Origin of the sequence: Vagococcus lutrae (assembly GCF_003987555.1) — a bacterium.
Lineage (GTDB): Bacteria > Bacillota > Bacilli > Lactobacillales > Vagococcaceae > Vagococcus_A > Vagococcus_A lutrae.
This window is the reverse complement of the sequence record NZ_NGJW01000002.1, coordinates 30,134-52,046: the sequence shown is the minus strand read 5'-3', so window position 1 is coordinate 52,046 and position 21,913 is coordinate 30,134. Positions and strand designations below refer to the sequence as shown.

General features: G+C 36.3%; 20 protein-coding genes and 1 tRNA gene. 2 read left to right on the top strand and 19 right to left on the bottom strand.

Annotation, left to right across the window (positions count from 1 at the left end):
* Nucleotides 1–16: 16 nt before the first annotated feature.
* The 8 genes from CBF33_RS01935 to rpoN all read right to left on the bottom strand — a co-directional run bounded on the left by CBF33_RS01935 (nt 17) and on the right by rpoN (nt 9,288).
* Nucleotides 17–1,915, bottom strand: coding sequence for an ABC-F family ATP-binding cassette domain-containing protein (locus CBF33_RS01935; protein ID WP_126761093.1), 1,899 nt, complete (start codon nt 1,913–1,915; stop codon nt 17–19).
* A 111-nt stretch (nt 1,916–2,026) separates the two neighbouring features.
* Nucleotides 2,027–3,649 (bottom strand): glycoside hydrolase family 13 protein, encoded by a 1,623-nt coding sequence (locus CBF33_RS01930; protein ID WP_126761091.1) that lies wholly within the window; start codon nt 3,647–3,649, stop codon nt 2,027–2,029.
* Nucleotides 3,650–3,668: 19 nt separating this feature from the next.
* A complete protein-coding gene (locus CBF33_RS01925) occupies nt 3,669–5,300 on the bottom strand; it encodes an alpha-glucosidase (protein ID WP_126761089.1) in 1,632 nt (543 codons plus the stop codon).
* 156 nt (nt 5,301–5,456) lie between these two features.
* The gene (locus tag CBF33_RS01920; RefSeq protein WP_023606207.1) at nt 5,457–5,912 is read right to left on the bottom strand and encodes a hypothetical protein; all 456 of its coding nucleotides are present in this window, start codon (nt 5,910–5,912) and stop codon (nt 5,457–5,459) included.
* Between the two features lie 80 nt (nt 5,913–5,992).
* Nucleotides 5,993–6,343, bottom strand: a complete 351-nt coding sequence (locus CBF33_RS01915) for a thioesterase family protein (RefSeq protein WP_126761087.1) — start codon at nt 6,341–6,343, stop codon at nt 5,993–5,995.
* Between the two features lies 1 nt (nt 6,344).
* Nucleotides 6,345–7,553, bottom strand: a complete 1,209-nt coding sequence (locus tag CBF33_RS01910; protein WP_126761084.1) for a CCA tRNA nucleotidyltransferase — start codon at nt 7,551–7,553, stop codon at nt 6,345–6,347.
* A 13-nt stretch (nt 7,554–7,566) separates the two neighbouring features.
* Nucleotides 7,567–7,926, bottom strand: a complete 360-nt coding sequence (locus CBF33_RS01905; protein ID WP_126761082.1) for a nucleotide pyrophosphohydrolase — start codon at nt 7,924–7,926, stop codon at nt 7,567–7,569.
* 27 nt (nt 7,927–7,953) lie between these two features.
* Nucleotides 7,954–9,288: an RNA polymerase factor sigma-54 gene (gene rpoN, locus CBF33_RS01900; protein ID WP_126761080.1), complete on the bottom strand. Its 1,335-nt coding sequence runs from the start codon at nt 9,286–9,288 to the stop codon at nt 7,954–7,956.
* A gap of 84 nt (nt 9,289–9,372) precedes the next feature.
* On the opposite strand from rpoN, the gene CBF33_RS01895 reads away from it, so the two are divergent.
* Both CBF33_RS01895 and CBF33_RS01890 read left to right on the top strand, forming a co-directional pair.
* Nucleotides 9,373–9,444: transfer RNA gene (locus CBF33_RS01895), tRNA-Arg, on the top strand.
* 169 nt (nt 9,445–9,613) lie between these two features.
* Nucleotides 9,614–10,132 (top strand): outer membrane protein assembly factor BamD, encoded by a 519-nt coding sequence (locus CBF33_RS01890; protein ID WP_126761078.1) that lies wholly within the window; start codon nt 9,614–9,616, stop codon nt 10,130–10,132.
* Nucleotides 10,133–10,164: 32 nt separating this feature from the next.
* On the opposite strand, the gene CBF33_RS01885 is transcribed toward CBF33_RS01890, so the two are convergent.
* The 11 genes from CBF33_RS01885 to CBF33_RS01835 all read right to left on the bottom strand — a co-directional run bounded on the left by CBF33_RS01885 (nt 10,165) and on the right by CBF33_RS01835 (nt 21,877).
* Complete coding sequence (locus CBF33_RS01885; RefSeq protein ID WP_023606201.1) at nt 10,165–10,368, bottom strand: CsbD family protein; 204 nt, start codon at nt 10,366–10,368, stop codon at nt 10,165–10,167.
* An 82-nt stretch (nt 10,369–10,450) separates the two neighbouring features.
* A complete protein-coding gene (locus tag CBF33_RS01880; protein WP_126761076.1) occupies nt 10,451–11,062 on the bottom strand; it encodes a DUF5052 family protein in 612 nt (203 codons plus the stop codon).
* A 131-nt stretch (nt 11,063–11,193) separates the two neighbouring features.
* The gene (locus tag CBF33_RS01875) at nt 11,194–11,658 is read right to left on the bottom strand and encodes a MarR family winged helix-turn-helix transcriptional regulator (protein ID WP_023606199.1); all 465 of its coding nucleotides are present in this window, start codon (nt 11,656–11,658) and stop codon (nt 11,194–11,196) included.
* Between the two features lie 128 nt (nt 11,659–11,786).
* Complete coding sequence (locus tag CBF33_RS01870) at nt 11,787–13,607, bottom strand: FtsX-like permease family protein (protein ID WP_126761074.1); 1,821 nt, start codon at nt 13,605–13,607, stop codon at nt 11,787–11,789.
* The gene (locus CBF33_RS01865) at nt 13,607–14,374 is read right to left on the bottom strand and encodes an ABC transporter ATP-binding protein (RefSeq protein ID WP_126761069.1); all 768 of its coding nucleotides are present in this window, start codon (nt 14,372–14,374) and stop codon (nt 13,607–13,609) included. Before CBF33_RS01865 ends, CBF33_RS01870 begins: the two co-directional genes overlap by 1 nt.
* Nucleotides 14,375–14,481: 107 nt before the next feature.
* Entirely contained in the window at nt 14,482–15,864 is a 1,383-nt protein-coding gene (locus tag CBF33_RS01860) for an aldehyde dehydrogenase family protein (RefSeq protein WP_170167729.1), read from the bottom strand.
* A 55-nt stretch (nt 15,865–15,919) separates the two neighbouring features.
* Nucleotides 15,920–16,594, bottom strand: coding sequence for a beta-phosphoglucomutase (gene pgmB / locus CBF33_RS01855; RefSeq protein ID WP_126761063.1), 675 nt, complete (start codon nt 16,592–16,594; stop codon nt 15,920–15,922).
* Nucleotide 16,595: 1 nt separating this feature from the next.
* Nucleotides 16,596–18,899 (bottom strand): glycoside hydrolase family 65 protein, encoded by a 2,304-nt coding sequence (locus CBF33_RS01850; RefSeq protein WP_126761061.1) that lies wholly within the window; start codon nt 18,897–18,899, stop codon nt 16,596–16,598.
* A 7-nt stretch (nt 18,900–18,906) separates the two neighbouring features.
* The gene (locus CBF33_RS01845; protein ID WP_126761059.1) at nt 18,907–19,710 is read right to left on the bottom strand and encodes a hypothetical protein; all 804 of its coding nucleotides are present in this window, start codon (nt 19,708–19,710) and stop codon (nt 18,907–18,909) included.
* A 12-nt stretch (nt 19,711–19,722) separates the two neighbouring features.
* Nucleotides 19,723–20,571, bottom strand: coding sequence for a sugar ABC transporter permease (locus CBF33_RS01840; protein ID WP_126761056.1), 849 nt, complete (start codon nt 20,569–20,571; stop codon nt 19,723–19,725).
* Between the two features lies 1 nt (nt 20,572).
* The gene (locus CBF33_RS01835) at nt 20,573–21,877 is read right to left on the bottom strand and encodes a sugar ABC transporter permease (protein WP_126761054.1); all 1,305 of its coding nucleotides are present in this window, start codon (nt 21,875–21,877) and stop codon (nt 20,573–20,575) included.
* Nucleotides 21,878–21,913: the final 36 nt, after the last annotated feature.

Genomic DNA, 21,913 nt, shown 5'->3' with positions numbered 1-21,913 from the left:
AAATTTTAACAAATTATCACTCTTCAGCAATTTCACTCAAATATTCCCAACGCTCCATCTTTTCAAGCAGTGCCTCTTCCGCTTCTTCTAAGGCGGTCTGTAAATTTTGTAACGCAGTAAAGTCAGAGCTTTGTTCCACCATCTCTTGTTGAATCTCTTCTATTTGTGTTTCTAACTTATCAATATCCGTAAGAATCGTTTCCCACTCTTTTTTCTCGTGATAAGACAGGCGTTTTTTCTTCGGCTTTTCTGGCACGATAGATTGAATGGCTTCTTTTTCAGATTTTACTTCTTTTCTTTTTTCTTTTTCTTGCTCTTTTTGATAGATCAAATAATCACTCATTGTACCATAATAAGAAGTGATGTTTCCATGCCCTTTAAAAACTAATAAACGTTTCATTATTTTGTCTAAAAAGTAACGGTCATGACTGACAGCAATCACTGCCCCATTGAATGTCGCCAAGTAGTCTTCTAAGACGGTTAATGTGTCAATATCTAAGTCATTAGTTGGTTCATCGAGTAATAGCACATTAGGTTGACTAATTAATAATTTTAATAAGTACAAACGACGTTGTTCGCCACCTGACAATTTATGCACGAGTGTTCCATGAGTGGCTCTAGGGAATAGAAAACGTTCTAACATTTCTGTCACACTGATAGCCTCTCCTGACTGTGTTGTGACTCTTTCCGCTGCTTCTTGTAAGTATTCAATCATTCTGACGTTGTCACTAATAGGCTCATTGTTTTGCGTATAGTACGCCATTCGCACAGTCTCACCGATTTCTAAAACACCACTGTCGAGCGGCAATTGTTGAGCGAGAACATTTAGTAAGGAAGATTTTCCTGCACCGTTCTTTCCAGTAATTCCCAAGCGCTCATTGGATTGAATCAATAAATCAACCTCTTTTAAAATCGGTTGATTATTTAAGTTTAAAGAAGCATTTTTTAATTCTAACACTTTTTTACCTAATCGTTTCGTCGCAATATCTATTTCAACGTTATCATCGTTTAGTCCTGGTTGCTTAACTTGATGTTCCAAATCTTTAAAACGATCGATACGTGCTTGCTGTTTCGTTCCACGTGCTTTAACACCTGCACGCATCCAAGCTAATTCTTGCTTGTATAACTGTTTTTGTTTATGTTGTTGCTTAACCGCTTGTTCTTCTCGTTCACTTTTTTGTTCTAAATACGTTTGATAATTCCCTTGATATTCGTGTATCCGTCCTCCAGATAACTCAAATATGCGATTAGTTACTTTATCTAAAAAGTAGCGGTCATGCGTGACCATGACAAGCGCACCACGATATTGGTTTAAATATTTTTCTAGCCATTCAATCGCTGCATAATCTAAGTGGTTCGTCGGTTCATCTAGTAAAAGTAAATCCGGTTCTTGAATTAACACTTGAGCTAACGCCACACGTTTTTGCTGTCCTCCAGATAAATCACACACGCGACGGTCTAACTCGCTAATGCCTAGTTGTTGTAAAATAATCTTGGCATTTGTATCTGCTTCCCAAGCGTCTTGTTTATTCATCATTTCTTCTGCTTGCGCATACGCTTTTTGAGCCTGAGCAGATTCCCCGTCTAGAGCTAATTGATTTAACGCGTGTTCATACTGTCTGACTGCTTTAAAAATAGGAGACTCCCCTTCAAATACTAATTCTAAAATCGAACGTTCATCTTGAAAAACAGTATCTTGACGTAAATAACTGACAGTATAATCATGTGGTTTTTCCAATTGACCACTATCAGCAACATCGACTTCTGCTAATATTTTTAACAAGCTACTTTTACCTGTCCCATTGATCCCGATTAAACCTATTTTATCTTTTGAATGAATTAAAAAAGAGATGTTATCAAACAACATCTTATCACCGTACGTTTTTGTTAATGTATCGACACGCAACTCTTTCATATTGTTACACCTGTCTTCCTTTTAATCATCCATTCATTTTAACAGAATGAACTATATTTTTCAAAAGTTCATTTTATTCAAAAAAAAGCTGCCTTGATAGACAGCTTTTTACTAGTTACGATATAGACGTGCTTCAAATGGTTCTAACGTCGTTAAGTTGTGACTTGATTGATTAGATAAAATCAAGTTATCCTCTTGATAATCTGATAGCCATGTTTCATGACATACTTTTTGACTTAAATTGACTACTATCGTAAAACATTCCTTGTCATCGAAACGTTGATAAGCAAAGACAACCTCATTATCCGTAGATAAGTCCAAAAACTTCCCGTCAATAAAGGCCGCGTGCGTTTTGCGTAATTGAATCAATGTTTGGTAAAAATGAAACAGTGAATCTGGTTGAGATAGGGCATCTGCCACATTAATCCAGTCTTTACTTTGATTGACGGCTAACCAAGGCGTCGTTTCTGAAAAACCTGCATAATGACTGTCATTCCACTGCATCGGTGTACGAGCATTATCACGTGTCGTTTCTGAAACAACACTCATTGCTTCAGCTTCAGATAGTCCTTCTTCACGTAATCGGTAATATAGATGACGCGAGTCAACAGCGTCAATATCCTCAATCGTTCGAAACTCGTTGTTAATCATCCCGATTTCTTGACCTTGATAAATAAAGGGGGTTCCTTGTAACAGCATATAAGCCATTGCTAATGCTTTCCCGGATTTTTCTCGCCATTCAGGCGCATCATTTCCAAACGCTGAGATGCTACGAGGCACGTCATGATTTTCCATATAAAGAGCATTCCAACCCTTATCATCTGCTACCGCGTGTTGCCAGCGGATTAACGCATCTTTAAATGGCTTAATCGCCACCCCTTCATCTGTTTTATCCCGCCATAGATTAATATGTTCAAATTCAAAAATCATATCAAAATAGCCATCATCTCCAACCCAAATCGGTGCTTCTGCAGCTGTCACACCTGAGGCTTCCCCTACAGACATCATCCCATGTTTTCTTAACAAAGCACTCAATTCATTGAGATACTTATCAATTCCTGTGACGTTTTGATAAGGAGCACTGACATTCGTCGGGTCAATCGGTGTATCCCAACTCGCTTTCTTAACGTGTGATATAGCATCAATACGGAAACCGTCTATTCCTTGAGCAATCCACCATTCAATCATTTCAAAAATATCTTGTTTCATTTGTTCGGATTCCCAATTTAGGTCAGGCTGTTCTTTTGCGAATGCATGGAAGTAGTATTCTCCCCTACCTTCATGATATTCCCATACAGAACCACCGAAAATAGATTGCCAATCATTCGGTTCTTTGCCATTTACAGGAGGATGCCATATGTAGTAATCACTATAAGGATTATCTTTTCCAAGACATGATTGTTTAAACCATTCATGCTGATTGGACGTATGATTAATCACTAAATCCAAAATGAGCTTGATGCCTAGCGCCTTTGCTTCCTTCACTAACTCATGAAAATCAGCCATCGTCCCAAATTCTGGCGCAATTGCTTGATAATCAGAGATATCATAACCATTATCAACATTGGGCGAGGCAAAAATGGGCGTTAGCCATATAAAATCTATACCTAACTCTTTCAAATAAGGCAGCTTAGCCGTTACTCCTTTTAAATCGCCAATACCATCTTGATTGACATCCAAAAAACTTCTTGGATAAATTTGATAGCCAACTGCTTCTTTCCACCACTTTGTCATAACTAACTCCTTTTATCTCTTAATCTTCATTTTTAACTTCCACGACAAACGCTTCCCAAGGGGCAAGTGTTTTATTTTCTAATGACGTTACCGTTTCTTCAGCATTGTGAATCACTGTCTGAATAACTTCATCTGTTGCGTGAAACGCCTGTTCTTCATTAGAAAAATTCGTCACAATTAACCAACGTGTATCGTTTAATGTGCGGTAATAACTAAAGACTTCGTCAGCTGTTTCCACTAGTTCAAAGTCCCCCCACACCATAACAGGATGTTCTTTACGTAAATGAACGAGCTTTTTATAAGTATAAAAAATAGAAGACTCATCTGCTAATGCTTGTGCGACATTAATTTCACTAAAATTAGGATTTAAACTGAGCCATGGTGTCCCTGTCGAGAAACCGCCGTTTTCAGAATCATCCCACGCCATAGGTCGACGTGCATTATCACGACCTTTGGTATTAATCGAACGAATAAGCTCTTCTTTTGAATAGCCGTTTGCCAAACGCTCGTGATACATATTGAGCGTTTCAATATCAGAAGCTTCACTAATATCATTAATAGGCGTATTTGTCATTCCAATTTCTTCGCCTTGATAAATATAAGGTGTCCCTTTCATCATGTGTAGTAAAATAGCTAACATTTTGGCACTCATCACGCGATGCTCATTATCATTTCCCCATCGTGAAATCATGCGAGGTAAGTCGTGATTGTTCCAAAACAGCGAGTTCCACCCTTCATTTCCTAACTCGATTTGCCATTTAGCTAAAACCTCTTTTAATTCTTTCTTATCTAATGGTTTTAAGTCCCATTTGTCTTTTCCTTCTTGCTGATCTAATCCAATATGTTCAAATTGAAAAACCATTGATAATTCATTACGGTCAGGATGTGAGTACCATTTGGCAATCTCAGGTGTTGCCCCCCATGTTTCACCAACAGTTAGTAAATCATGTTGACCAAACGTCGCTTGATTCATTTCTTGTAAATAATCATGGAGAAGTGGACCGTTACCCGTAATTTCTTTCATCGGCTGTTTTCCTATCAAATCAATCACATCTAAACGGAAACCACCAATCCCCTTATCTATCCAGTAGTTCATCATGTCATATACCGACTGACGCATTTCTTCATTTTCCCAATTTAAATCTGGCTGTTTTTTACTAAATAGATGTAAGTAGTACTGACCAGAATCCTCGTGCCATTCCCAAGCACTACCAGAGAAAATTGAACGTAAATCGTTTGGCGCACTACCGTCTGCTGCAGCGTCCGCCCATACGTAATAATCACGATACGGACTATCCTTTGATGATTTTGCTTCTAAGAACCAAGGGTGTTCGTCTGACGTGTGGTTCACAACTAAGTCCATAATGACTTTTATATTCCGTTGATTCGCTTCTTCAATAAATTTATCCATATCAGCCATCGTGCCAAACTCTGACATTATCGCCTCATAATCTGAAATATCATATCCGTTATCATCATTTGGTGATTGATAGACAGGTGATAACCAAATAGCCCCTATCCCTAATTCTGCTAGATAATCAAGCTTTTCAATCATCCCTGGAATATCACCAATTCCATCACCATTGCTATCTTTAAAACTTCGTGGATAAATTTGATAAACAACAACTTCTTGCCACCAGTGTTTTTCCATTGTCTCACTCTTTTCTATATCATAATTAAACTTACTTATCATAATTTATCATCTTTTATCATGAAATACATGAAATCGCTCGCTTTTCAGCAAAGTGTTAAGAAACTTTGGTCAAGAAGACAAAAAAAGCTGCCAATTATTTGGCAGCTAAAGTTGTTATTTATCTTGATAAAGTGTTTCGACTGTTTCTTTCGGATCGATGACGATGTATAAGTTTTTGTTCTTGCCAATTTTAGTCGTTTGATGTTTGTTATCCAAACCTTCTTGACCTTCTGTCATTTTATCTTCGTATGGGAAGTAAATTAAATCTTCAGTTCCATTGTCAAAAACAATTGCCATTTTTTCAATATCTTCGTATTTTAAAGCACGAGCAAACATTCCCATCTCAAGACCGCCCAAGTTGATATCATCCGTTTGTACATGATCAGCTTCTTCTAAAATTTCAATTCTTAAAGCTTCGCAAGGATTGATTTTTTGAAAATCACTGCCGTTAATTCGACCAAAGCTTGTTGAGATTTGTTTAATCCATAAGTCGCCAATATTTTCACGTTTTATCGTCCAAGTTTCACCATTGCGGAAGAAGAATTTTAATGCAGTCATTTGTTTTGTCATTTGAATCGCTCCTTTTATCTTTATAAGTTCATTATATCACAAACTTTTATAATAGCAAGAAATTTGTGAAATATTCTTTTTTATTTTATTGACGATAAAAAGCGGTCAACATCCACAACAGCACGTTGATGTTTGCCAGTAGCAATTAACTGAGAGGAATCTCTGATTTCGAAAATAAAAGAAAGGCGATTCCCTTCTCTCGTGACGTCTTTCACATCTACTTTGATTTCTTCTGGTATGCGCGACGCTTTTAAATGGTTTAATTCAATAAACGTTCCTACAGATGTTTCTCCTGCTGCTAACTCAACTAATTGGTGACAAGCATTTTCAGCAAAGGCAATTAAGGCAGGAGTAGCTACAACTTCTAACTCGCCTGACCCCATTGCACTTGCAGCATGTTGTGCTTCAGCTTGATAATTAAACACTGACATATTAATTCCTCTTTTCTTTTTCTATATAAGTCATTAATGCCACTTTATCATTTGCGACTTTACCACATAACACTGCTTCTTCAAGTTCATTTAGTGTTTCACCAAGCCATTTGCCCGGCTCTTTGTGTAAAAAGTTTAAAATATCTCGACCATTGATAGCTAAATCCGCCTTACTATGAATAGGCAAGTTATCATGTCGTTTAAGAGTGTCTCTTGAGCAATCAACGCCCGTTTTCAAATAACGAATGTTTTCGACTGTGGCAACTTCAAACGGTGACAAGCCATATAGTGTCATCGTATCCCAATCACTTATTTTTAAAAAGGTTAAGGCGTCCGTCACGTTAATAATTTGTAATTTTAATTGATTAGACAGTTTCCAGCTTTTAATAAAGTTTAAACGCGACTGACCTTTAAGTTCCAACGCATCGACCACCAGTCCCCACACAGCAAGTTCACTTTCAATCGGTACCGCCTCCAGTGTGATTAATGACATCAATCGTTGTTTTTGATTTGCAAAGCCGGGACACATTTCTGATAGGTTGCTATCTAGAAAACTCACGAGTCCTTTATTACGGTAATCCCCCATCATCATCTTAATCCATTCAATATGTGTTCTTTCGATTGATACATGGGCTAACAATGGATGATGTTTTTTAATCGCTTCAAAAGTTTTTGCTTCAATCTCAAATCCTAATTGACTCGCAAAACGAACCCCACGCAACATGCGTAAAGCATCCTCATAAAACCGTTCCGTCGGCTCTCCTACGGCACGTAATTGTTTATTTTCCAAATCGATTTGACCATCAAAATAGTCAATAATAGCACCCGTTTTAGTCATTGCTAGAGCGTTTATTGTAAAATCACGTCTTTTTAAATCTTCTGCTAAGCTTCGAACAAAGGTGACCTCATCTGGACGTCGAAAATCTTGATAGGTCGACTCCGTTCGAAACGTAGTGACCTCATACTGACCATAATCAGAAATGACAAGAACGGTTCCGTGCTCGATACCGACATCTATCGTTTGACTAAAAACCTGTTTGACTTCTTCAGGGTACGCACTTGTCGCAATATCAACATCGTGTATCGGCCGATTTAATAAATAATCACGAACACTTCCCCCTACAAAATATGCTTCAAAGCCTGCTGCTTCTAACTCTTCTATAATATGTAATCCTTTGATAAATTCTTCTGGTAATGGGTTACTTAACATTTGCCGTCGCTCCTCAACTTTTACTAATTTTATCTTGCTCTTTTCGCTCGAAACGATGAGCATCTCGCTGATTAAATTTTTCCATATTACGATTAAATATGTCGGTCATATCGAGGTCTAAAGAGTTCGCCATAATCAAAGTAGTAATTAACACATCTCCTAACTCCTCTGCTACTGACCCACTATTTTCAGTCGCTTTCTTTGGCTTTTCACCATAAACATCACTTACTTCTCGTGCCAATTCTCCAACTTCTTCAGTCAAGCGCGCTAGTTGTGATAGCGGGGTAAAGTAACCTACTTTAAATTGTTGAATATAGTCGTCCAATTCTTGCTGCATCACTTTTAATGTTTTGTCATTGCCTTCAATTTTCATCTATCTATCCCCTTTCCTTCTCTATCACTAATCAAATCGTTTTCTCTTTGTAGACGAAGGAATGGCGAGAATATCACGATACTTCGCAACCGTCCGACGTGATATTTCAATATCTTTTTCTTTTAGTAAGGATACAATTTTTTGATCAGATAGTGGTTTTCTTTTATCTTCTTCAGCTATTATACGAGCAATTTCTTTTTGCACACTGTCCGCTGACACGTCATCTTGAGAATCATCCCCTTGACTTAAACCAGTAGTAAAGAAAGAGCGCAATTCAAATGTACCTGCATCTGTCTGTAAATACTTGCCATTCACTGCTCGACTAACAGTTGACTCATGAACGTTAAGTACTTCAGCAATTTCTTTTAATTTCATAGGAACCAAAGGAGCACTATGATCTAAAAAGAAAGATTTTTGTCTTTTAACAATCTCTGTTCCGACATTCAAAATCGTGTCGCCACGCTGCTCCACGCTACGCTTTAACCATTCAAACTCTGCCTTTTTTTCATTTAAATACTCTTGTACTTCCGGGTCCTCGACTTGTGCCATTCGTTCAAAATAAGAAGACTGGAAGTCAACAGTTGGCTTGCCACTTTTTGTCGATAAAACCTCAATCTCCTGATGGTCATTTACTTTGACAATAATGTCTGGATATATCGTTTGCGAAAGAACTTCTCCATACCCAGCTCCTGGATTAGGCGTTAATAATTGGATATAATCAGATATTTTTTGAATTTCTGAAACAGAGATTTGATAATCTTTCGCAATCTTTTCCCATCGACGATGAGCAAAGTCTTCAAAATGTTCTTCTATCACAATATAAGCCATGCTAGGAGCAGATTCATCGCGTTCAATTTGCAACATGAGACACTCTTGTAAATCTCTAGCCCCGACACCTGCCGGTTCTAATTGCTGCAATAACGTCAGCGCATCTAAGGCTTGTAAAAACTCTGCCCCTGTTTGTGACATCATATCTTCTAACGTAATCGTTAAATAACCATTAACATCAATATACTCGACTAAGAAGAAGACTAACTGACGTAAATAAGTATCACGATAATTTAAATGAATCTGTTCAACCAGATGTTCAAACAAAGACGTTTGATTATCTGGAATTTGATTAAGATAGTTTAACTCTTCTTGGTCGTCTCCTTGATAGCCACGAGATTTATACGTCGGTTCAGCATAATCTCGAGTAATCTTTACATCTAAAAGAGGATTTTCTAATGCTTTAGATTCTAAAAACTTAAATAAATCTTCTGTATTATAATGCAACATCTGAATCGATTGTTGTAACGTTTGAGTCATTGCCAGTTTTTGGACTTGTTTTTGTTGTTGGGATAATTGTTGACCAAATTTCATTTGCTCGGCCTCTTTCTTTCGCAATAATCATTTTCAACTTGATATTTGTGTCTGTTTTAGGTACACTAATAACTGTGTCATTTGGCACCCTTAGTGTAGTGGATATCACGCAAGATTCCGGTTCTTGAAACAGGGGTTCGACTCCCTTAGGGTGCGTCATTAGTTTATCACGTTTATCAAGCCATAGTCAAAACGCTGCTCTGCATTGTTTTGGCTTTTTTATTTGCCTATCTTTCAAAAATGTAAGCTTTTTGTTAGTTTAATCAATAACATTATTTGAACCAATGAGATACAATTAAGATAACAAATAAAGGAGTGATTTTACATGAAAAAAATAGGACTAGTTATCGGACTTGTTGCGGTGGTAATGCTTGGAACTGGATGTGGACTAAAAGATAATCTTGAAGAAAATAATAAAAAATATGATGTTGCACAACAATCATATGATATGAACTTTGCAGAAGCGACAGATAAAGTAATCGAGCAATATTCACCAGAAACATCTGTTGAGAAAGTTGCATTTGATTTACCAGAAAATGATGAGTCAAGTCAAATTTCTTACATTTATCATTTAGTCGGTGAACCTACTTTTGTGATTAATGCTAAAAATAGTGAAATAACAGAAAAAACAGACAAAAGCAGTCAAGCTAATTTTACATTAGCAGACATTAAAACGCTAAAGGATCCACAAGAAGAAGCGAAGAAAATCATGGCTGAGCAAAAATCACCATTTGCTCGTATCTTAAATTGGACTTTGGTTAAGAAAAATGAAAAACTAATGTTTGATTATGAAGTGAAAACATTTAGTGGCTCAAAACACATTGAAATCGATGCAAAAGAATAAAAGAAAACTCCCTCAAAATTGAGGGAGTTTTTTTATGGTTGTTCTACATCATCTTTATGTTCTTTTTTATCTAAGAATTCGTTGGCTTTTTTTGCTACTTTGTCAACTTCTTCTTCGACTTTCTCTTTGGCTTTTCCAAATGCACCTTGTGCTTTACCTTTTAATTCTTTAGACTCGTCACCAGATACTTTACCTAGAGTTTCATTAACTTTGCCTTTTACTTCGTCTTTGTTCATATGAATTTCCTCCTATACGTTTCTGATTGTCTTACAATAATATTATCTCATAAACGTAGGATAAATAACAAGAAAAACGATTTTATTTTAATAACAAGTCAGCATCATAAATCGTGTAGTCACAGCGATAGATAAACAAATAATGCCCGTCAATAAGTAATCCTGTACTTTTTGGTACTTCTGTTTGATAGATAGAAACTTTGTCACCGGCATACGTTGCAAGAGGTGTACCGTTTTGACTACGGATTAAAATTACTTTCTTTTTACCAGTAAATGAGTTTTTAAATTGATTGACCAATTCATTTAACATAGGAATCCCACGCTGATGATTCTGAATATCAACTTCCTTAGTATAATCGTCAAACACATTTGTTAGCTTTTCTTCTTGAATAATCATTGATGACCCAACGTGATGAATTTCATTTCTACCAACTTCAATTTTGATGACAGGCGAATCTGCTGTATCTTCATTAGAATCAAATGTTTTATCGCGTTTAATCATAATAGATTTCCCTTTTATTTCATCCATCATCTGACTCTCTTCATCATACGTTCTCACAATCATATTTAGACCTTTAAAGCTTTCTTCAAATCCTTTAAATTTCAATTTAATGTTTTGACAGCCAGATAAAATTAAAACAGCACTTAAAGTCGTGAGAACAAGCAATATTGTCTTTCGTTTTCTATTTTTCATTTTAAACTCCCCCTTATTTCATTTTCATTGTACCCTTTTTAATTAAATTATTCTATGATAAACATCAAAAAAGCCACGGGCAAGTTCTGTTGCTGTAAACAGAACTGTTCCATGACTTTTTAAGTGACGCATTAATCATTAGTATCATTTTCCGCGACATGCTCGTCTAATTCATCGTAGTGACGCTCGACAAAGCGAATCGCTTTTAATAACTGATTTTTTTCAGCGGCGGATAAATCTTCTATCTCGTCTTCTAAAATATCTAAGTATTGTTCGTATAACGATTGCGATAGCTCTTTGCCCTCTTTAGTAAGAGAAAGATGAAATAATCGCTTATCCTCACTTGATTGATCTTTTGAGATATATCCCATTTCAGATAAGTTTTTTAAAATTCGACTCATATAACTTTTATCAAAATCTAAACGCTGTTCAATATCCTTGGCTGATAATTGTTCATTATCATGTAGTTCTAACATCACTCGGATTTCGTTGAACGTTAACATCTCGTTGGCCATTTTCTTTTCGAGTGAATTTAAATAGCTTGAAAAGATTCGAATAAACGAACTAATTTGCTTTACTTCTTCTTCCATGGTCATAGATATCATTCCTTTATCTAAAAGATCAGCCTACAATACTATCATACTTGAAATATAGCAAAACTACAATTACTAACCCTTTAAATAACCAAAATGATTAACGGATAACCATTCACTCACTTGGATTGTTAAGATTTTGTAGTTGGTAACACAATTCGCTCATACATTTTCACTGTGATAAGGTAATAGACGATATAAACAATAAAGAACATCGCAAACGGCATCAGTATTTGGCTATATGCATTTGGTAAAAATAACTCAAACATTTTCAACCCAAATAAAACATGGACGATACCTAAGATACTTGGTACAGCAAACAATGCTGCGATTTCTTGACGGATTGACCGTTTCAGTGCAGCTTGTGTTACACCAATTTTATGTAACATAACATAACGCTTTTCATCGGCATAAGCACCCGATAAAATCTTAAACATGAGTGAGCTTGCTAACATAGCTAAAAAGGCAATGCCTAAGAAAACGCCCATAAACATAAAGCCACCCGTAAAGACTTTAATTTGTTGATACATTTCATACTGACTACCATTAAAGATAACTTTTTCATGACGCTCTTTTTCTAAGTTATCTATTTTCGCCAATGTCGTTTCATTTTCCCGGAAGTTTTCAATTTTCACTGCCACATGCTTTTGTTCTGATAAAGGTAAATTTTCAAATTCCTCTCGTGAAACAATCTTAAATATTTTAGTTGTTGTTTCTTCTGTTTCATAAGGATCAAGTAATTCTTTCAACCCACGATAGATAAACTGTTGATTTTCGTCAAACGAGATAGTGTCCCCGACTTGCCAATCTGTCCAACGTTTCGGTTTAATCGTCATGTCAAAACCAGCCTGATACGTTACCGGTTCTTTTTTTAAATCATCTGCTAAAAGATAGTAAAAAGATTGGTCTTGTTTTATATGATAAACTGCTTGGCGTGTCACAGGTAAGTTATTTATTTCATCTACAATTTCAGGTGTCGGGTCTTGAGTTACGATGTCATATTGGTTTTCCGCCATAATATCATCGTTAAAATGATAAAACGCGTTGGCTGTAGTGACCGCACCTAGTGATAAAGCTAATAGCATGGCAACCATACCTAAGACACGTGTTAAACTATTCGCTTTAAAACTTAACTGTGATAAGGTGAAAACCCGTAAATTCTTCATCGCAAATGGACTATCTTTTAACTTAGTAATCGCCCATGGGAATAAAGCAGAAAAGAATAGAAATGTTCCAAAGGTAATCGTGATAATCGCTATAAAAATACCAATTAGCTGTAATTGTTTTAGATTCCATAGACTCATATAACCGATTGCTAGTAAGATAATAGAAAGAATAGTTTTAACAACTCTCCTGAAACGTTTCGTGTTAATATTTTCTACACTTTCTGCTTGATAGAGCAAATCGAGTGTTTTGGCTTTATAAAAACGTGAAATATTCAAGAAGCCCGTTATCATAAACATGACTAAGAAAAACACAAGGGTTGAAATCATTCCTTTTGAAGAAACCGCTTGATAGCTGGTCTCTCCCATACCCATTTGTGTCATTAAAAGGCGACTCAAGGCAGAGGATGATAGTATCCCTAGAAGAATCCCCGCGACCACTGATAAAAAGCCGATTACCATAGTTTCAATAAACATCATCTGACCAATTTTACTCTTCTTGGCACCGAGCGTCAGATACATTCCGTACTCTTTTTGTCGCATTGCGAGTAAAAAAGAATTTGCATATAGAATGTAAACAATTGTAATTAACGACAGTAAAAAACTACCGAGTTGGAAAATGACTGTAATCATCGCAAGTGTCGGAAAGCTTTCTTGGAGAAACTGACTGTTAAAAGCTAAAGATTGAAAAGTATAAAAAACACCTGAAGCAATAATCAATCCCATCATTAAAACAAGATAGTCACTCCATCTTTTTTTGACGTTGGTTAAAGCTAATTTTACTAACATTATTCAATCACCTGCTCTACTTCCGCTTCTGATAATACTTCTAAAATTTCTTGATAAAAGTCTTGTTGCGACTCGCCGCGCTTTAATTCGCGTTGAATTAAACCATCTTTTATAAATAAAATACGCTGGCAATAACTTGCACTCATCGGATCATGTGTCACCATTAAAATAGTCGTAGCTAACTCTTCATTTAATTGTTTTAACGTATTAAGTAACGTCCGCGCATTTTTTGAATCTAACGCGCCAGTCGGTTCATCAGCTAAAAGAATATCTGGTTGATGGACTAACGCTCTTGCAGCAGCGACACGTTGTTTCTGACCGCCTGATACTTCTGTTGGATAGTGGTGCATGATATGGCTAAGACCTAATCTATCTGCAAGTTCATCCACACGTCGTTCAATTTTAGCATTATGAATTCCTTGTAATGACAATGGTAACGCCATATTTTGACGCATCGTTAAATTTTCTAGCAAGTTAAAATCTTGAAAGACAAAGCCGATATGCTGACCTCGAAACTGGGTCAATTGTTTATCTGATAAATGATTCAATTTCGCATTAGCTATGGTGATATCGCCATTTGTGGGCTGGTCTAACGCTGATAGAATATTTAATAACGTCGTTTTACCAGAACCAGACGGCCCCATAATCCCCACAAATTCTCCTTTTTCCACTTCAAATGAAATGTCCTTTAATGCTTCATGTTTTTTTTCATTCTTTTTTCCATATATTTTTTTGATATGTTTTGCCTCTAATACTAATTCACTCATAAGTAATCCTCCCTATTTCTTTATACTACTTATTCTAATGGACTCTCATAAAAAAAGCCTTTGGATTACCTTACAATCCAAAGGCTGAATCTAACAACTTTGTCACATTACTTCAAAAACCATCTGATAATCCGTTCTTTCGATCGGCTATATGGGGCACGCATAAGTGAGTGGTCAAAAATATTGGTGCGTTTTAATATCGAACTACTATGAGTAAACGTATCGAACGTGGCTTTCCCATGATAGCTCCCCATCCCAGAAAAACCAACACCACCAAAAGGCAAGTGACTATTTGCCATATGCAGCAGGGTATCATTCACGGTCGCGTCACCGAATATAATCTTATCCATTAACACTTTTAATGTCTTAACATCACGAGTAAATGGGTAAAAAGCTAATGGCCGTTCATACTGTTGCACGTACGATACCGCTTCAGCTAATTCATCATAAACAATAATCGGTAAAATTGGGCCAAAAATTTCTTCCTGCATGCTCGCTAACGAGTCCTTAGTATTTGCTAATAAAAGCGTTGGACTCATGTACCTGTTTTGGTGCGTAACGTCGCCGCCATAAATAACAAAAGACTCATCTTGATTAAGCAACTGTCGTAACCTATCCCAACTTTTCTCGTCAACTATTTTTCCGTAATCTTCAGAATTCTTAGGTTCAGCACCATACATCTTTTCAATTGCCGCTACCAATGCTGTAATAAAAGTGTCTACGACTGAACGATGAACTAAACAGTAATCAGGAGCGACACATGTTTGCCCGTTATTCACCCATTTCCCCCACGCTACTCGCTTAGCAGCAGTTGTGATACTAGCTGTTTCTGTTACAATCGCAGGGGACTTCCCTCCAAGCTCTAAAGTCACAGGGGTTAAATATTGAGCAGCTGCTTGCATGACAATTTTTCCGACCTTAGTACTTCCTGTAAAAAATAGTTTATCAAAACGATAAGAGAGCACATTTTCATTCGTTTCTTTCGTACTAATATATGTGTCAACATAAGCTGATGGAAAGACTGTTTCAATGATTTGTTCAATCACCTTATTAACATTCGGTGTACTCGGTGATAATCCAACCAAAGCCGTATTCCCACCCGCTATCGCGCCTATTAAAGGGTCAAAAGCAAGAAGAACAGGATAGTTAAACGGCGCAATGATTAAGACGTTTCCATAAGCTACTGCGCGTCGATAGCTTTTAGCCGGTTGAAGATACAGTGGTGTTCGAACCGTTTCATCTTTAGCCCACGTTGGTAACTTCCATATCATCTCACTTAAATGTTGATAAAGTAATCCAACTTCTGTGATATAACTTTCCATTGATGATTTGCCTAAATCTAAAGCAAGTCCTTCTAACAATAATGCTTCATATTCTTTAATCGTTTTTTTAAGCTGACGTAAATAGTTTAAACGCGTGTTAATAGAGATAGGATGTTGTTTTGCAAAATAAGTACGTTGTGTTTCAATGATTTTTTCAATATCTAACATAGCCCTCATCCTTTCATTTTGTTTATCGTAACGCAAAAAAAAGCTAACGTCCACTTTAGACGTTAGCTTTTTCTACTTCCTTTAAAATTTGTTCTAGTGAAAGTTCAGCAGTTGACGTCACATAGTAATGAGCATCTTTCATCGCCTCTTCACTGCCTACACCAACCGAAAACATACCAGCTTTATTAATACTTTCAATTCCAGCTTCCGCGTCTTCTATTCCTACACAGGCATCAGGTTCAACCTTTAAAAGTTTTGCTGCTTCAAGGAAAATCGCAGGATCTGGTTTGCCTTTCGCGATTGTAGAAGGGTCAACAATCGCATCAAATTTTTCTTTTATTCCTAGATAGCTTAAAATGGCAGGAGCATTTTTACTTGCCGAAGCAATCGCTAATTGATAACCGTGTGATTTTAACTCATCAATAAGTGTTGCTATACCCGGTAAAATATCTTTTTCGCTGATTTGTTCTATCAATGTCACATATTCATCATTTTTTTTAGCAGCAAGTTGCTCCTTTTCTTTTTCTGAATAGCGGTCTTGTTGATTGCCATGAACTAAAATTCTTTCTAACGAGTCCATGCGACTGATTCCTTTTAATTTTTCATTAAATTCTCGGTCGATATTTATTCCTAACTCACTCGCAAGATTTTTCCATGCATGGTAATGATACTCTGCACTGTCCGTAATGACTCCATCTAAGTCGAAGATAAACGCTCTAATTTTTGACATTTTACGCCTCTCCTCTTTTAACAAGTGCTTCATGAACAGACTGTTCATTTGATAAAGTGTAGGCATGGTCATTCACAAAGACTTCTAGCGGTTGGCCTTCTGCTAATCTTAATGTCATACCGGTTTCATCTACTTCGACTTCTAATAGACGTTCGCGATAATTAATCTTAAATGCATAACGTTCCCAAGCAGATGGTAAAAACGGATGGAAACTTAGTTTTTCTTCCAGAGTTCTCATTCCTGCAAACCCATGCACGATTGATAACCAACTACCACTCATGGAGGTGATATGAAGTCCATCTTCAGTATCATTATTATAGTTATCTAAGTCTAAGCGTGCTGTACGAGCATAGAGTTCTACAGCTTTTTCTTCCATTCCTAATTCAGCTGCTAAGATACTGTGTACACATGGTGATAATGAAGACTCATGAACAGTTAAAGGTTCATAAAAATCAAAGTTTCGTTGTTTTTCTTCTGTTGTATATTCATGATTTAGGAAATACAACGCTTGTAACACATCCGCTTGCTTGATATATGGAGAACGTAAGACACGATCCCAAGACCAATTTTGATTTAAAGGTAAGTGTTTCTTATCCAACTCTGCAACGGGTGTTAAGTCTTTATCTAAGAACGTATCATGTTGAACGAAAATCCCTAGTTCTTCATCTTCAGGATAGTACATATTATCGATAATATCTTGCCAATATGCTAATTCTTTTTCCGTTAATGACAAAGCAGATAAACGTTCATCAGAAAGCTTTGCAATCGTTTCTAACGTATAACGCAATACCCACGTCGCCATTTGGTTAGTATACCAGTTATTGTTTACGTTGTTCTCATACTCATTAGGTCCAGTGACACCATGAATCATATATTGTTGACGGCGTTTTGAGTAATGAACACGGTCTGCCCAGAAACGTGAAATAGCAACCATAACTTCAATTCCCTTATCTAACAGATAACTTTCATCGCCAGTATAAGTTGTGTAATTAAAAATGGCGTGTACGATAGCGGCATTACGATGAACTTCTTCAAATGTAATTTCCCATTCGTTATGACACTCGATACCATTAAACGTCACCATTGGATAAAGCGCACCTGCTAGTCCTTGTTGCTGAGCATTGTGAAACGCTCCCGGCAATTGCTGATAACGATACTCTAGTAGTTGTTCTGTTACTTGCTTATCGGCCACAGATAGATACATAGGCACAATATAAGCTTCTGTATCCCAGTAAGTCGCTCCACCATATTTCTCACCAGTAAAACCTTTAGGCCCAATATTTAAACGTGCATCTTCACCATAGTAAGTCGCAAACAATTGGAATAAGTTAAAACGAATACCTTGCTGTGCTTCATCATCACCTTCAATCATGACATCCGCTTTTTCCCAGCGGTCTGCCCAGATGGCATCATGACGCTCACGCAGCTCTTGCCAATCTTTTTCTTCATGTTTATCTAACAAGGCTTTAGCTTCATTATAATGTTCCTCTTCAGGAATATCCCGAGTTGTTATGACCGCCACACGTTTCTCTAATGTTACGCTTTGATTGGTATCCAGTTCGGTAACATAAGATTCGCCAACAAACTTCTCATCCTCCGTATATGTAGGCGCAACATGGGAGCTAATACGATGACGCATCATTGTCGTGACGCTAAAACGTGGCGTTCCAAAATCATTTTTGATGGTTTCCATTGTTAAATATGCATGATTATCTTCAGTCGAATGTGACTTTTCTTCCCAAAACAGCTCATCATAGTTACTATCTTCATTTTTTACTTGTCCATCCAAAGTAGAACCAAAAATAATTTCAGCTGAACCTTTTAAAACAGACGCTTTAACTTTTACCAACGCTAGCTCCTGTTGAAAAACACTAACATAACGTTCAAACTCAAATTTTACCGATGTTTCGTTATCATGATACGTGAATTCGCGTGTTAAAACACCCGTTTTCATATCTAACTCCATGTAAAAATCATCAAAATCTACTTGGTTTAAATCAATCGTTTTTCCATTAACAGCGATGTCAATTCCGATAAAATTTGTCGCATTTATTACTTTTCCAAAATATTCAGGATAGCCATTTTTCCACCAACCGACTCGTGTCTTATCTGGATACCAAATACCTGCGATATAGGTTCCTTGGTGTGCGTCACCTGTATATTGTTCTTCAAAGTTTCCACGCATCCCCATATAGCCGTTACCAATCGATGTTAAACTTTCTTGTAAACGGCGGTTTTCACGATCAAGTGAGGTCGTTTTTACTTTCCATGGGTCAATATCAAATAAACGTTTAAACATGTTCATTCTCCTTTTATATATCTTGAAATTTTGTTTTCAAAAAAATCATTAGCAACATAATAATAAGACCGAGCGATTGAATACTCAAAACGATGGTCATATCAAAATACAAAAGACCTACAATAGTGGCTAGCAACGTGCTAAACCCTAGTGATAGTAAAATAATGGTTAGCGATTCTTGATACGATCTTACAGAGGAAAGCTGAAATGTTTTTCCTAAGTATAAGAAAAAGGCACCACCAATCACTAAAAATAGCATTGATATAAAAATCACAGATGCATTCATTAAAAATAATGTAAAGAAAACAAAAGATTGATTTTGTTTTAACCATTGTTCCGAGATAGCCTCGTGTAGTTCTTTTTTTGAGTTAAAAAACTGTGGTTGAAAGTCTTTGGTATAGTTAACTGAGAACTCATAACCAGACTTATCTTTTAGTAGCATTTTATTTATTTTAAAGTTGACACCACTATCGACCGCTTCGAATTGTTTTTCAGTTAGATTCACACCTACACTCTGTTCTGAGTTAAGGTAATGACGATTAGAGTTCATCATTTCTCCATGTTCCACAGGATAGTCTTTCAACTGAAGTAACACTTCGTCATCTAAATATTTAAACGTTTGAGGCATTATATCTTCTAAAGAGAAGGTTAAGTGATTCATCAAATTAACCGATACAGGAATGAGCAACGCCATGGTTAAAAAAATAAAAATCACTAACAACTGCCACTTTTTAAATTGATTGCGATTGAAAAAAATACGTTTCGGTGTCATCATCGCGTAAAAATAATTATTTGGAAATGGTAATGATGATTTCATAATCTATCCTTTCTAACCCTTAGTACCTCCAGCAATAAGTCCAGATACAAAGTGCTTTTGTAAAAAGAAAAACAGCGTGACGATTGGTACGGCAATCAGAATTGCTCCGGCCGCAAATAATGCCACTTTTTGATCACGAGCATTACTAATAAATGATTGCAAACCTACAGCGACAGTGATTTTTTCTTGAGAACGTAACAAGAATCTTGCCAACATATAATCTCCGAATGGTCCCATAAATGCCCACAATGCTTGAACAGCTATCATAGGTTTGACGAGCGGTAGAATAATTTGCCAAAAAATTCTAAAATGTCCAGCACCATCTAATTTAGCTGACTCGTCCAAATCTATAGGTACAGTATCAAAATAGCCCTTCATAAGCCAAGTATTCATCGGAATACCGCCACCAATGTAAATGAGTGTTAAAAACCAATATTGATCTAGTGCGTTTAATAATAATGCCATAACATAAAATGCTGTTAACGCCGCCATAGTAGGTACCATTTGAATAATTAAAAACAATTTCAAACTGTTCTTTCTACCTGCAAAGCGATAGCGACTGTATGTATAGCCTGCAAGCGTTACAATACTTACTTGACAAATCATTGTAAATACTGCAATTATCAACGTATTTTTATACCAACTGCCATACAAGGTTTCATCGAATAATCGACGAAAATTATTTAATGTCCATTTAGAATTAAAATCAAGACTGAAAGCACTCACGTTACCTGCTTTGAAAGCAGAACTAATTGTAATCAGTAGTGGGTAAATAATGATGATAGAAAGAACTATCATATAAAAATAAGTAAAGAACTTACTCCAAAATACAGTTCGTTTTTGAGATGAGATTTTCTTCATGTTACATACCCTCCATATCAAAAGCTTTCGTTTTCTTGAATACAATCATAGATACACTAATCACAATAGCTGAAATCAACAATGTTACAGCTGCAGCTACTGAATATTGAGGTGAATTACCAGTCGTTAATTTATAAATCCATGAAATAAGGATATCCGACGAACCAGCTCCACCACCAACACTACCTGGTCCCCCATTATTAAATAAATAAATCATACTAAAATTATTGAAGTTCCCTGTATACTGTGTGACGAATATAGGAGCGGCAACATATAAAATCATTGGTAACGTAATCGTCTTGAAACGTTTCATCGCATTGGCTCCATCCATCATAGCTGCTTCATATAACTCTCCTGGTATAGATTGTAATATACCTGTCGTCATCACATATATATAAGGAAATCCTAGCCAACCTTGAATCATGATAATCGCTACTTTCGTCCAAAATGGATCAGTTTTCCAAGGTATCGCACCAATTTCTACAAAAGGAAGATGATTTAAAAATGGAATAACTTGTGTGTTAATAGCTCCAATACTATCATTAAAGATATTTGAAAAACTCATAATCGTAATGAAAGCCGGAACTGCCCAAGGTAGTAAAAATATAACTCCGAATAATCTTTTCCCTTTAATAAATGATTGATTCGCAATAACAGCAGTTAACACGCCTAACACAATCTGAAGTGTTGAAGCACAGAGTGTCCAAATCACTGTCCAAGATAAGACAGACATGAATGTATCGCGATAAGAACTTAAGAAAAAGATATTAAAGAAATTTTTAAACCCTACCCAATCAATTAAGTTTGCTGGCGGTATATGATAGAAATCATAGTTAGTAAATGCCATAAACAATGTTACTAAAACGGGAAATACTATCGTGAAAATCATTACGATGTAAGCAGGCAGAGTCAAAAGATAAGCAAATCCACCGTCTAATACGTTATTTATCGTTTCTTTTGCTGTTTTGCTTATTTTTTCACCATATTTCACTTTTTTTGCTATTTTTTTTGCATCCATTATGTTGATAATATAGAAAAAAATGAAAATTGCTGTAATGATAATTTGTAAAGTTCCCTCAATCATTAAGAATAATGAATGATCGTCAATCGGTGTGCTTCCTAGTGTAATAAAGCCATAAAAAGCATCCATTCCAAATTGAATCATTTCAACTATAAAGAGTAAGAAAATAGATAAAAAGATAATGGCTTTAAAACGTTGTCCATTATAAAATTGTCCTAACCCTGGTATCAAAGAGAGTAAAGATGCTTTTTTGGGATTATGAGATTCAATGGCTTGTTCGTTCATGATTTCGTCTCCTTCTTAAAAAAATCGGCAGAGGAA